General features: G+C 64.0%; 11 protein-coding genes. 8 read left to right on the top strand and 3 right to left on the bottom strand.

Going from position 1 to position 12,626, the window contains the following annotated elements:
* The first annotated feature begins 41 nt into the window (after positions 1–41).
* Positions 42–2,837 carry a DUF4175 domain-containing protein gene (locus DL1_RS01895; protein WP_051693242.1) on the top strand — a complete coding sequence of 932 codons (2,796 nt, stop codon included), beginning with the start codon at positions 42–44 and terminating at the stop codon, positions 2,835–2,837.
* A gap of 54 nt (positions 2,838–2,891) precedes the next feature.
* Here DL1_RS01895 and DL1_RS01890 read toward each other — a convergent pair whose 3' ends face one another.
* Positions 2,892–4,013 carry a zinc-ribbon domain-containing protein gene (locus tag DL1_RS01890; RefSeq protein WP_038061698.1) on the bottom strand — a complete coding sequence of 374 codons (1,122 nt, stop codon included), beginning with the start codon at positions 4,011–4,013 and terminating at the stop codon, positions 2,892–2,894.
* Between the two features lie 162 nt (positions 4,014–4,175).
* Between DL1_RS01890 and DL1_RS01885 the strand changes: the two genes are divergently transcribed.
* The 4 genes from DL1_RS01885 (at position 4,176) to DL1_RS01870 (ending at position 7,162) form a co-directional block, all read left to right on the top strand.
* A complete protein-coding gene (locus tag DL1_RS01885) occupies positions 4,176–4,823 on the top strand; it encodes a cell division ATP-binding protein FtsE (RefSeq protein ID WP_245739542.1) in 648 nt (215 codons plus the stop codon).
* Complete coding sequence (locus DL1_RS01880; protein WP_038061695.1) at positions 4,823–5,713, top strand: cell division protein FtsX; 891 nt, start codon at positions 4,823–4,825, stop codon at positions 5,711–5,713. The genes DL1_RS01885 and DL1_RS01880 overlap by 1 nt, the downstream gene beginning before the upstream one ends.
* On the top strand, positions 5,713–6,492 hold the full coding sequence (locus DL1_RS01875) for a lysophospholipid acyltransferase family protein (protein WP_051693241.1): 780 nt from the start codon (positions 5,713–5,715) through the stop codon (positions 6,490–6,492). Before DL1_RS01880 ends, DL1_RS01875 begins: the two co-directional genes overlap by 1 nt.
* 64 nt (positions 6,493–6,556) lie before the next feature.
* The gene (locus DL1_RS01870; RefSeq protein ID WP_038061692.1) at positions 6,557–7,162 is read left to right on the top strand and encodes a pyridoxamine 5'-phosphate oxidase family protein; all 606 of its coding nucleotides are present in this window, start codon (positions 6,557–6,559) and stop codon (positions 7,160–7,162) included.
* Between the two features lie 31 nt (positions 7,163–7,193).
* On the opposite strand, the gene DL1_RS01865 is transcribed toward DL1_RS01870, so the two are convergent.
* Both DL1_RS01865 and DL1_RS01855 read right to left on the bottom strand, forming a co-directional pair.
* Positions 7,194–8,153, bottom strand: a complete 960-nt coding sequence (locus DL1_RS01865) for an acetyl-CoA carboxylase carboxyltransferase subunit alpha (RefSeq protein ID WP_038061688.1) — start codon at positions 8,151–8,153, stop codon at positions 7,194–7,196.
* 317 nt (positions 8,154–8,470) lie between these two features.
* The gene (locus DL1_RS01855; protein WP_038061684.1) at positions 8,471–9,427 is read right to left on the bottom strand and encodes an L-malyl-CoA/beta-methylmalyl-CoA lyase; all 957 of its coding nucleotides are present in this window, start codon (positions 9,425–9,427) and stop codon (positions 8,471–8,473) included.
* 264 nt (positions 9,428–9,691) lie between these two features.
* Here DL1_RS01855 and dgcN point away from each other — a divergent pair, with 264 nt between their 5' ends.
* From dgcN to DL1_RS01840, 3 genes are all read left to right on the top strand, one after another.
* Positions 9,692–10,693 carry an N-acetyltransferase DgcN gene (dgcN, locus tag DL1_RS01850; protein ID WP_038062158.1) on the top strand — a complete coding sequence of 334 codons (1,002 nt, stop codon included), beginning with the start codon at positions 9,692–9,694 and terminating at the stop codon, positions 10,691–10,693.
* Positions 10,694–10,759: 66 nt separating this feature from the next.
* Positions 10,760–11,722 carry an N-acetyl-D-Glu racemase DgcA gene (gene dgcA / locus DL1_RS01845; RefSeq protein WP_038061681.1) on the top strand — a complete coding sequence of 321 codons (963 nt, stop codon included), beginning with the start codon at positions 10,760–10,762 and terminating at the stop codon, positions 11,720–11,722.
* 22 nt (positions 11,723–11,744) lie between these two features.
* Positions 11,745–12,605 carry a D-amino-acid transaminase gene (locus tag DL1_RS01840; RefSeq protein ID WP_038061678.1) on the top strand — a complete coding sequence of 287 codons (861 nt, stop codon included), beginning with the start codon at positions 11,745–11,747 and terminating at the stop codon, positions 12,603–12,605.
* Positions 12,606–12,626 lie beyond the last annotated feature (21 nt).

The following is a 12,626-nucleotide window of genomic DNA, read 5'->3' as shown; positions in this document are numbered from 1 at the left end:
CTGCGGGAATCGGCGCGCGCAGACAGGTTCGAAAGGAAGTCATGCCGGTAAAACGCTGGTTTGCCAAAGCGATCGGTTCACGCCGCTCTGAGCGCTCGGATGCGGGGCCGCTCACGCCCCTTGCGCGCGCCATCGCGTTGACTTGGGCGGGCATGGTGCTGGAACGCGCCTTGCGGGCCTTCTGGCCGCTTCTTTCGGTATTGGCTGTGCTGTTGGCAGCGCTCGCTTTCAATTTTCCCGCTGAGCTGGGCGCGCAGAGCCGCTGGTTCTGGTGGGCGGCGGCTGTCGTGTTGCTTGCGGGGCTCGGCTGGGGCCTGTGGAAGATGCGCTGGCCGCGCCGGGCCGAGGCGATTGCGCGGCTGGATGCGACGCTGCCCGGCCGTCCGCTTGCCGCGCTCACCGATGAGATGGCTCTGGGCGGGGACGATCCCGGCGCGCGTGCGCTTTGGGCGGCCCATCTGCGGCGTATGGCAGAGCAGGCACAGAGCGCGCGTCCGCCGCGCCCGAACCCCGATCTGGCCCGCCGCGATCCCTACGCATTGCGTATGACGGCGCTGAGCGCGCTGGTCGTGGCGGTGATTTTCGGTGTGCCCGCGCGGATCTGGAACCCCTCCCAACTGAATCCGGGCGCGAGCGGATCGGCGCAGGCGGCAATGGGGCCAAGCTGGGAAGGCTGGGCCTCGCCGCCGCGCTATACCGGCAAGCCGGGGCTGTATCTCAACAAGGTCGAGGGCGACACGATCACGGTGCCCGAGGGCACGCGGTTCTCGATCAGGCTTTATGGCTCGGCCGGTGCGATCAAATTCTCCGAGAGCGTGTCGAACCCGGCCGCACTGCCCCAGCAGGGTGCGGCGCAAAGTGGCGAGGGGGTCGAGACCCGCGAGTTTGAGGCCGAGCGCAACGGGCTGATCACGTTGGACGGGCCTGCGGGGCGGGTGTTCCATGTCGCAGTGGCGAGTGACTCCGCGCCCAAGGTCACGCTTGAGGCCGCAGCCCAGCGGCGCGCCGATGGCAAGCTGAGCCAGCCGTTTCATGCCGAGGATGACTACGCGGTCACCGAGGGCCATGCCGTGATCTCGCTCGATCTGGCCAAGGTGGATCGCCGCTACGGGCTCGCGATAGACCCCGAAAAGCGCCCCGATCTGATCTATGATTTGCCCATGCCGATCACCGGCTCGCGTGCCGATTTTACTGAAAATCTGATCGAGGATGCCGCCAAGCACCCTTGGGCGAACCTGCCCGTGAAGATCAAGCTGGAGGTGGTCGACGGGCGCGGCCAGACGGGCACGACAGGTGTCCGCGAGATGATCCTGCCGGGCAAACGCTTTTTCGATCCGCTGGCCGCGGCCCTCATCGAAGTGCGCCGCGATCTGCTGTGGTCGCGGGCCAATGCGCCGCGCGAGGCCGAGCTGTTGCGCGCGATCTCGAACCGGCATCAGGGGTTCATCAAGCGCGAGGAGGTTTATCTGATGGTGCGCCTCGTGATCGGGCGGCTTGAGGATGGCGATCTGACGCCCGAGGCGCGCGACGAGATTGCCGAGGCGCTTTGGAAAATGGCGGAACTGGTCGAGGATGGCGGGCTGTCCGATGCGCTGGCCGCGATGCAAAAGGCGCAAGAGAAGCTCTCTGAGGCCATTCGCAACGGTGCCAGCAAGGATGAAATCGCCAAGCTGATGCAGGAGCTCAAAGAGGCGACCGACAATTACGTCCGGATGCTGGCCGAGCGCGCGCAAGAGCAAGACGAGGGCCCGCAATTCGGACAGCAGAATCAGCCCAGCCAGCAGATCACCGGCGATCAGATCCAGCAGATGATGGACCAGATCCAGAAGCTGATGGAAGAAGGCCGGATGGCCGAGGCGCAGGAGCTGCTCGATCAACTCTCGCGGATGATGGAGAACCTCAAGGTCACGCAGGGCCAAGGCGGGCAGGGCGACACGCCCGGCGGCCAAGCGATGCGCGATCTGCAAGACACGCTGCGCAAGCAGCAAGATCTTTCGGATCAATCTTTCCGCGACCTGCAAGACCAGTTCATGACCCCCGAGGAGCGCCAGCGTCAGCAACCGGGCGGGCGCCAAAACGCACCCGGCGCGCAGCAACCCGGCCAGCAGGGGCAATCGGGCGAGGGCGCTCAGGGGCAAGATCAAGCGCAGCAGGGGCAAGGTCAGGGCCAAGGTGAAGAGGGTCAGGGTCAGGACGGACAAGGTCAGGGCGAGACCGGGCAGGGCCAAGACGGTCAGGCCAATCGCGACGGTCAGGGCCAGGGTGATCAGCCCGGTCTTGAAGGCGGGCAGGGCGGTACGCAGGGCCAAAGCCTCGCGGAGCGCCAGCGCGCGCTGCGTCGTGAGCTGGACCGCCAGAAAGGCCTGATCCCCGGCTTTGATTCCGAGAAAGGCAAGCAGGCCGAGCGTCGCCTTGACGATGCAGGCCGCGCGATGGATCAGGCTGAACAGGCTCTGCGTCAGGGCGATAACGGCGCTGCCATCGACCGGCAGGCCGATGCCATCCAGGCCCTGCGCGACGGGATGCGTGCGCTGGGTGAGGTACTGCGCGGCGAGCAGGCGCGCCAGCAGGGCCAGCCGGGAGAAAGCGGCGATCAGCAGGCCGGAGGCCAAGGCCAGCCGGGCGGGCGCGAGATGCCGCGCGATCCGCTGGGCCGCGCGCAGGGCGAGGGATCGCAGGCGGGCACCAATCAGGACATGTTGCAGGGAGAGGATGTCTATCGTCGGGCGCAAAACCTGCTCGACGAGATCCGCCGCCGCTCTGCCGACAGGCTGCGCCCGGAGGAGGAGCTGGATTACCTCAAGCGCCTGCTCGATCAGTTCGGGAATGCGGGCTAGGGATCGATCGGGCGCACGCGGGGTCTCGCCGTCCCGCAGGCTCCGATGCGGCGGTTATTGCTTGGCGGAACTGCCTTGCAGCGTCTCGGTCAGCGCCGTCATATGATCGTTGAGCCAGATCCGCCCCTGATCCACCAGCGACACATAGATCGCCAGCGTATCCTCTGCCGCGGGCAGGTGATGGGCAAGTTGCGGTGCAAAGCTGTAGATGAGCGCCAGAATTGCGGCCAGCAGGACCACCGCCGTGAAGCCCATCGAGAAGCCTGACCGCCGCCGCGCCATCATCTCGGGCGAGCTTTCGGCGATGGCCTCGCCCGCGCGGTCGCTCGTGGCGGTCAGCGAGTCGTTGATCTCGTCGATATTGGGCAGGCGTTTATGGCCACGCGCGGGCTGGGGGTCGTCATCCTCGACGCCCGTGATATCGGCCACGCGGTCGTCTTCCTCAATCTCGCTGTCCGGGTCGTTGAGATCCGAGAAATCGGGAACCGCGCGGCGTTGCTGGGCAAGCTGGGTGGCGGGGCGTTCAGGCGCTTGGCGCGAAGAGGCCGTGTCCTCCAGCCCCAACTCGTCCTGAACCGCCATCTCGCTGAGCCCCTCGGCACGGCGTTGCGCCGCTTCGCGCTCGGCCTCTTCGCGCAACACAGACAACAGGTTGTCATCAAGCGCGCGGCGCGGCGTTTTGCCCGGGGTGGGGGCGGCCCCCAGCGGGCTGTCATCATCCGCGAGATCCTCATCAAAGCTGTCCGCGTCTTGCGGCGGGGGCGCGTCTTTGGGCACGGTGTCTGCCTCGGGCGCTGCGTCGTGGGCGGGCGCTGCGGCAGCCTCAAGACCGGATTGCGCTTCATCTCCCTCGGAGGGCGCGACGATCAGATCGTCATCCGCCGCATCGTCCGCGTCCTCTTCTGCCGGTTCATCCGCATCCTCGCCCGGCGCAGGGGCGCTGTCTTGCGCGGGCTCAGAGCGGCTGGGCGTCTCGGTCGGCGGGGCGGGTTCGGCCTCCCAAGCGTCTTGTGACACGGCGGGGGTGGTCGTCTGCGCTGCGGTGTCGATCATCGCGCGGCTGGGCTGAAACCAGCTATGCGCGCAATTGGAACATTGCACGTCACGCCCGTTTTCCGGGATCACCGCGTCGTCAACTTCGTATTGCGCGCCGCAATTGGGGCAAACCAAGCGCATATTATTTCCCGTCCCTGCCCGCGTCAGCCTTTTGCTCTTCTGGCCAACCGCTTTGCAATGTTGTAGCAAGCGCGTGACGAAAGTCCAAGAAAATTGGCCATTAATGGCCTGAAATCCAACAAAATAGAGGGCTTGGCAGTGATCGAACTGCAACATGTGGCAATGAGTTACAGCGGCAAAGAGCTGTTGACGGATATGTCGCTCTCGGTTGCGCCGGGATCGTTCCATTTCCTGACGGGCCCCTCTGGCGCGGGCAAAACGACATTTCTCAAGCTGTGCTATGCAGAGTTGCTGCCTACCGCGGGGCAGATGATGCTGTTTGGGCAGGACGCAACCGAGATGGGGCGTGACGAGATTGCGGGCATTCGCCAGCGGATCGGAGTTGTCCATCAGGACTGTCAATTTCTCGAGCATCTGACGCTCGAAGAGAATGTCGCGTTGCCGCTGACGGTGACGCATCGCCCGGTCAATCCCGACGAGCTGCGCGAGTTGCTGGGCTGGGTAGGGCTGGGCCATAGGCGCACCGCGCATCCCGCACAGCTTTCGGGCGGTGAGCGCCAGCGCGCGGCGCTGGCCCGTGCGATCATCACCTCGCCGGATGTGATCCTGGCCGACGAGCCCACGGGTAATCTTGATTACGAGATGTCGCTGCGCCTGCTATCGCTGCTGGTCGAGCTGAACCGGATGGGCAAGACGGTGATGATCGCGACCCACGACCTCAATCTGATCCGCCAGACCAAAGCGCAGGTTCAGGCCCGCGTTCTGCGGATCACCAATCGCCGATTGCAGGCAGCCGGGGCAGATCTGTGATGCGGCTTCCTTTCCTCAATCCCGACCGTCCGGGCGCAGATCATGTCGTGCCGCCCACCGGGTTCACCGCAAGGCTCACGCTTTTCACCGCCGCCGCGATGGCCTTTCTGGCGGTCTTCGCGCTGGCACTGTCGCTCGCAACGGGGCGGCTTGCGCATCGCTGGGCCGACAGTCTGGCGCGTTCGGCCACGATCCGCATCTCAGCGCCGCCCGAGCAGATGGATGCGCAGGTCGCCTCCGTCATGGAGGTGCTCAAGACGACGCCGGGCGTGGCCTCAGAGCGGGTGCTGAGCAATGACGAGATGAAGACGCTGCTCAAGCCGTGGTTTGGCCCCGATCTTCCGGTCGATGCGCTGCCATTGCCCAAGCTGATCGCGGTGACCGAGACGGCGCAGGGTGTGGATGAAGAGGGACTGAGGCTACGGCTGCAAGGCTCGGCCCCGGGCGCGGTATTTGACGATCACACCCGCTGGCGCCGTCCGCTGGTGGCCGCAGCCGAGCGCATCCGCTTTCTTGGCCTGACCTCGCTTTTGCTGATTTTCGGGGCGATGGCGGGGATGATCACGCTGGCCGCACAGGCAGCCCTTGCGGCCAATGGACAGGTGATCGCCACGCTGCGCCTCGTGGGTGCGCGTGACGCCTATATCGCGCGGGCCTTCGTGCGCCGCTTCACGCTGCGCGGTCTGGCGGGGGCGACGCTGGGCATGGCGCTCGGGACCGCCGCCGTCGCGCTGCTGCCCTCACCAGATGCCGCCGGGGGCTTCCTGACGGGCCTTGGATTTACCGGTGTCGGTTGGTTCTGGCCGTTGATCATTCCGCCGATCGCGGCCATCGTTGCCTATACCGCGACACGTTTTGCCGCTGCCCGTATGCTTCGGAGAATTCGCTGATGACTGCCCCGCATGCAACTTCGCCCGGCCCGATAACCCCGGTCACCTATCTGCGGACGATCGCCTATTACATCCATATCGGCCTTGCGACGCTGGTGCTTGGGGTCTGGGGCGTGCTGTTTCAGGTTCTGCCGCATGGGCGCGAAGGTGTGCATCGCGTCGCGGGGATCTGGTCGGGGCATCTGCTCTCGATGGCGCGGGTCTATCTGAACCTACGCTACGAGCTGCGCGGGACATTGCCGCAGGGCGAATGTGTGATCGGGGCAAAGCATCAGAGCTTTTTTGATATCCTGATCATCGCCCATCACATGCCGCGCCGCGCCTTTATCATGAAGAAATCCCTGCTGCGCGTGCCGATCATGGGGTGGTTCGCTCATAAGGCGGGCTGCATCCCGATTGACCGCGCGCGCGGCTCCGAGGCTATGAAGGATATGCTGAACGCGGTGCGTGCGGCACAACAGAGTGAGGGCCTTGGTCAGCTGATCATCTATCCGGAAGGCACGCGCACGCTGCCCGGTGAGAAACGGCGCTACAAACAGGGCATCGGGGCGGTGGCGGTGGCCTCGCATCTGCCAGTCGTGCCGGTCGCGACCAATGTCGGGATGTTCTGGAGCAAGAAGGGCTGGCCGATCCGCTCGGGCGTGGGGGTTGTGGATTTTCTCGATCCGATCGGGCCCGCGCAATCCGCCACAGCCCTTGTGAGCGAGTTGGAGATGCTTGTGGAGACGCGTTCGGATGCGCTCATGGGCGAGGCCGGGTTCGCAGCTCCTGCCCCCTGAGCCTGTGGCGCGGGCAAGAGCCTCCGGCGGGGATATTTGGATCAAGAGGAAGAGGGGGGATGCGATGACGCGCGTCGAGACATTGGAGGCGCTAGAGGCGCTTTACGGCACGCCCAGCGAAGCTGCGCGGATCAAGGTCACGCCCCGGCTCACCGAGGCTTATCGGGCGTGGGTCGCGCGGTCGCGCCTGTGCATCCTGAGCACTGTCGGCCCTGAAGGAACGGATGCCAGCCCGCGCGGCGATGACGGTCCGGTCGTCCGTATCGTCGATGATCGCACGCTTTGGCTGCCTGATTGGAAGGGCAATAACCGGATCGATTCTCTGCGCAATATTGTGCGCGATCCGCGCGTGTCCCTGATGTTTGTTATTGCGGGAAGCACGACGGTGATCCGGGTCAACGGGCGCGCCGTGATCAGTGCCGATCCGGACGTGCTTGGCGGTTTTGAGCGTCAGGGCAAGCAGCCGCGCAGTGTCGTGGTGATCGAGATCGCGGAGGTCTATTCGCAATGCGCCCGCGCCTTGATGCGCGCGGGGATCTGGCGGGAGGGCGATCAGTCTCAGGGCTTGCCAAGCGTGGGCGATATGCTGCGCGAGATCAGCGACGGCACGTTTGACGGCACCGCCTATGATCGCGATTGGCCGGGGCGGGCGGCAAAGACGATGTGGTGATCGCGCTTTGCCGGATCCGGCGGCCCTGTGATCAGGCCGCGAGGCCCTTGCTGCCCATGTCGAGATATTTCTTGCGCCGCGCCTTGAGACGCTCGGCCGGTTTCAGCGCGTCGAGCTCGCTCAACAGCGCTTCGATCTCGCTGCCCACGGCTGCGATTGTTGCCTGTGCATCGCGTTGCGCACCGCCGATCGGCTCTTTGATGATCCGGTCGATCACGCCCAACTTCTTGAGATCCTGAGCCGTCAGGCGCAGCGCCTCGGCGGCTTCGCGCATTTTCTCGGCGTCTTTCCACAGGATCGAGGCGCAGCCCTCGGGCGAGATCACCGAGTAGACCGAATGTTCCAGCATCGCGACGCGGTCGCCGGTCGCAAAGGCCACAGCCCCGCCCGAGCCACCCTCGCCGATGATGACAGAAATCAGCGGCACGCGGATCTGGAGGCATTTTTCGGTCGAGCGCGCGATGGCCTCGGATTGGCCGCGCTCTTCGGCGCCCTTGCCGGGATAGGCGCCGGGCGTGTCGATCAGCGCCACCACGGGCAGGTTGAAGCGATCGGCCAGCTCCATCAGGCGGATCGCCTTGCGATAGCCCTCGGGGCGCGCCATGCCGAAATTGCGCTCGATCCGCGAGGCGGTGTCGTGGCCCTTCTCATGGCCGATCACCACCACGGGGCGGTCGCCCAGCCGGGCCAGCCCGCCCAACACCGCATGGTCGTCGGCGAAGTTGCGATCGCCTGCAAGCGGCGTGAATTCGGTGAAAAGCTGCTCGATATAGGACAGGCAATGGGGCCGCTCGGGGTGGCGCGCGACCTGGCATTTGCGCCAGGCGGACAGATCCTTGTAGAGGTCGCGCAGCATCGCGTCGGCCTTTTTGTCGAGGGCCGCGGCCTCTTTCTCGACATCCATTTTCTCGTTTTGGCGCGCCATCGCGCGCAGCTCCTCGGCCTTGCCTTCGATTTCTGCCAATGGCTTTTCAAACTCGAGATAGGTCATGGATCACCCCGTATCGGAAACTGTCTCTGTCTATGGAGCGCGCGGGGAAGAAATGCAACCGGGCGCGATGATCGGCGCGTCTGCTGAACTCTACATCCGGCGCTGTGCTGCCGTCGCGGGCAAAAAGGGGGCAGGGCTTGCGGGGAAGGGCTGCGCAAAAGTGTCACGACACTGTCACGAGGATGTCATGTCGGGCGTTTAAATACGGAAACGCCCCGGCAAGTAGCCGAGGCGTCCCTGATCCCTCATGCAGTCGGGCCTCCCCTCCCAACCGCTCCGGGAATCACTGATTATAGCGCGATTCGTTCGTACGCGGCTTAATCTTTAATCATTTCGGACTGCCTTACAATCACTTCTGCCTGTTTTATTGAAGCAATGTCCACGAGACGGCCTTTATAGACGGTTGCGCCTTCGCCGCGCGCCTTCGCGGCGTCCATCGCGGCTAGAATTTCACGCGCCTCGGCCACGGCTTCCTCTGAGGGCGTGAAGACCGCGTTGCACAGGGCGACCTGCTTGGGGTGGATCGCCCATTTGCCGACCATACCCAGCGTGGCCGAGCGCAAGGCCTGCGCGCGAAACCCTTCATCGTCGGAGAAATCGCCATAGGGGCCGTCGACCGGCAAGACACCATGGGTGCGGCAGGCCGCCACAATCGCCGTTTGCGCCCAATGCCACGGATCGGCCCAGAATTTCGTGCCCTCCCGCAGCATGTAATAGTTTTCCTGCGTGCCGCCGATCCCGGTCGTGGCCATGCCCATGGAGGCTGCGAAATCCGCAGCGCCGAGGCTCATGGCCTGCAGGCGCGGGCTGGAGGCTGCGATCTCGTCGACATGGGCGATGCCGGCTGCGCTTTCGATGATCACCTCAAAGGCGATTTTCTTTTGCCGCCCCTTAGCGGTTTCAATCGCCGTGACCAGCGCATCCACCGCATAGACATCCGCCGCGCAGCCAACCTTCGGGATCATGATCTGGTCGATCCGCTCGGAGCCTTCCTCAAGCAGCTCTACCACGTCGCGATACCAATAGGGCGTGTCGAGCCCGTTGATCCGCACCGAGAGGTGCTTTGTGCCCCAATCCAGCGAATGGCTCGCCTCGATGATATTGCGCCGGGCTTGCGCCTTGTCATCGGGGGCGACCGAGTCCTCGAGATCGAGATTGATCACATCGGCGGCGGAGGCGGCCATTTTTTCGAAGATTGCGGGACGCGAGCCGGGGCCGAACAATTGGCAACGGTTCGGGCGGGCCGGGGCGGCGGGTTGGATGCGGAAGCTCATGGAGACCCTTTCGCAATGAAGTTACGTTTTTAGTCGTACTTTGGGTATATTCTTGCGCCATTGCTTGCAAGGCGAATTTTGCGTGCGCAGAAAAGAAGCCGCAATGCAGCGAGATGCAGCAGTTGAGAGAAGGATCTTCGATGGTCGTCGAATTTCTCGGGATAGAATTGCCAAATCTCCTGAAATGGGCAAGGAATTCCCCGAGAAATTTCTGTGAGACGCACTACACTCACCGTTAACTCGCAACAGGAGACCGATATGTCGTTGATCAATACCCCCTATCTGCTCTTTCTCGGCGATGCGCCCGATCCGCTGGCCGCCAAGGTGGCACAAGGGATCAGGGACTGGCGCCCGGAATTCGCGCTCGGTCAGTTCCGCATGGAGGGATGCCGCGCCGATATGGGGCTGCCCGACATGACCCTGACCGAGGCCTACCGGGCAGGCTGCCGGACGCTGGTGATCGGCGTGGCCAATCGCGGCGGCGTCATCTCTCAGGCGTGGAAGCGCATTCTGATCGAGGCGCTTGAAGCCGGGATGGATATCGCCTCTGGCCTGCACAACCTTCTGCGCGATGAGCCCGAGCTGGTGGCGAAAGCCGAAATCTGCGGGCGTCAACTGCATGACGTGCGCATCCCTTCGGTGAAATACCCGATTGCCAATGGCGAGAAACGCGGGGGCAAACGTTGCCTTGCGGTGGGCACGGATTGCTCGGTGGGCAAGATGTACACGGCGCTCTGTCTGGAGCGTGAGATGCGCGAGCGGGGCATGAAGGCCAGTTTCCGCGCAACCGGCCAGACCGGCATCCTGATCACCGGCGACGGTGTGCCGCTCGATGCGGTGATCGCCGATTTCATGGCAGGCTCGATCGAATATCTCACGCCGCCCAATGATCCTGACCACTGGGATCTGATCGAGGGGCAGGGGAGCCTGTTCCACATCTCCTATTCCGGCGTAACGATGGCGCTGATACATGGCGGCGCGCCCGATGCGCTGATCCTCGCGCATGAGCCGACGCGCCCGCATATGCGCGGACTTCCCGGCTACAAGCTGCCCAGTCTTGAGCAGCTGCGCGACACCGCCCTCAATCTGGCGCGCGTTGCCAATCCCGACTGTCAGGTCGTGGGCATTTCGGTCAACACGCAGAACATGGATCAGGCGGAGGCGCTGGCCTATCTTGCCAAGCTCGAAGCCGATATGGGCCTGCCTGCCACCGATCCCTACCGCTTCGGCGCGGGCAAGATGGTGGACGCGCTCGCAGCGATCTGATCAACTCTCGAAGGCCGGTGGCGCAGGCGCCCCGGCCTCCCTGAGCCTAACGATAGGAGGTCGCGCATGATCCGCGTGCAACATGATACATTCAAACTGGCACAGGCCTTTACGATCTCGCGCGGCTCGCGCACCGAGGCGCAGGTGCTCAGTGTGACGATAGAGCGGGACGGCGTCACCGGGCAGGGCGAGTGCGTACCCTATGCCCGTTATGGCGAGAGCCTTGAAAGCGTGCGCGCCCAGATCGAGGGGCTGCCTGCGGGGATTTCGCGTATGGAGCTGCAAGAGGCGCTGCCCGCCGGGGCTGCGCGCAATGCGGTCGATTGTGCGCTCTGGGATCTTGAAGCGAAAACTGCGGGCAAAGCTGTTTGGGAGTTGGCCGGGCTGGAGCGCCCAGTGGCGCAGACCACTGCTTACACGCTCTCGCTTGAAGCGCCCGAGAAAATGCGCGCGGCGGCCGCCGGACAGGCGCATCGCCCGCTGCTCAAGATCAAGCTCGGCACGCCCGAGGATCTGCCCCGCCTGCGCGCCGTGCGCGAAGGTGCGCCTGAGGCCCGGATCATCATCGATGCCAATGAGGGCTGGGAGCTGGAAACCTTCCTCGATATTCAGGGCGAGCTGGAGCGGCTCGGTGTCGTGCTCGTCGAGCAACCCTTGCCTGCAGCCGCTGATGAGGCGCTTTCGGGGATCGAGCGGCTGGTGCCGCTCTGCGCCGATGAAAGCTGTCACACCAGCGAGGGGCTGACCAATCTGCGCGGCAAATACGACATCATCAATATCAAGCTCGACAAGACCGGCGGTCTGACCGAGGCGCTGCGCCTGCGCGAGTTGGCGCGGGCCGAGGGCTTTGGCGTCATGGTCGGCTGCATGGTCGGATCGAGCCTCGCTATGGCACCTGCGATGTTGGTCGCGCAAGGAGCCGATTTCGTGGATCTTGACGGGCCGCTGCTTCTGGCCGAAGACCGCCCCGTGCCGCTGCGCTACGAGGGCAGCAAAGTGGACCCGCCAGAGCCCGCGCTCTGGGGCTGAACAGCATAGCAAGGAGATCGAGATGAGCCGGACTGTCTATCTGAACGGGGAGTATCTGCCCGAAGCCGAGGCGAAAGTGTCGGTCTTTGACCGTGGCTTCGTGATGGGCGATGCCGTCTATGAGGTGACGAGCGTTTTGGGCGGAAAGATCCTCGAATTCGAAGGCCATATGAACCGGCTTGCCCGCTCGATGGCCGAGCTTGAGATGACCTGCGATCTGACCCGCGACGAATGGGTCGAGATCCACCGCCAGCTGATCGCGCGCAACAATATTGACGAGGGTCTGATCTACCTGCAGGTCAGCCGCGGCAATGCGGGCGATCGCGATTTCCACTATCCCCCCGAAGGCACGCCGCCGACGGTTGTCCTCTATACCCAAGCCAAGCAAAACCTTGCCAATGATCCCAAGGCGAAGACGGGCATCAAGGTGATTTCACTGCCCGATCTGCGCTGGCATCGCCGCGACATCAAGACGGTGCAGCTTCTCTACCCGTCGATGGCGAAAATGGCCGCTGAAGCACAGGGCAAGCATGATGCGTGGTTTGTCGAGGACGGTTTTGTGACCGAAGGCTCGTCGAACAACGTCTATATCGTCAAAGATGGCAAGATCATCACCCGCCAGCTCAGCCATGACATTCTGCACGGCATCACCCGCGCATCGCTTCTGAAATACGCAGCCGAGGCGCAGATGGAGATCGAAGAGCGGCCCTTCACCATCGAAGAGGCGCAAAGCGCCGATGAGGCCTTCTTCACCTCGGCTTCGGCCTTCGTGATGCCTGTGGTCGAAATCGACAATGCAGCGATTGGCGATGGCACACCCGGACGGGTAGCCGCGCGCCTGCGTGAAATCTATCTCGATGAAAGCCTGAAATCGGCGATCTAAGACGGTCTCTGCCTTCGCGCC

It is taken from the genome of Thioclava dalianensis (assembly GCF_000715505.1).
In the GTDB taxonomy this organism is placed as follows: Bacteria; Pseudomonadota; Alphaproteobacteria; order Rhodobacterales; family Rhodobacteraceae; genus Thioclava; species Thioclava dalianensis.
The sequence above is the reverse complement of the archived record's forward strand: the minus strand, read 5'-3'. Positions and strand labels throughout refer to the sequence as shown.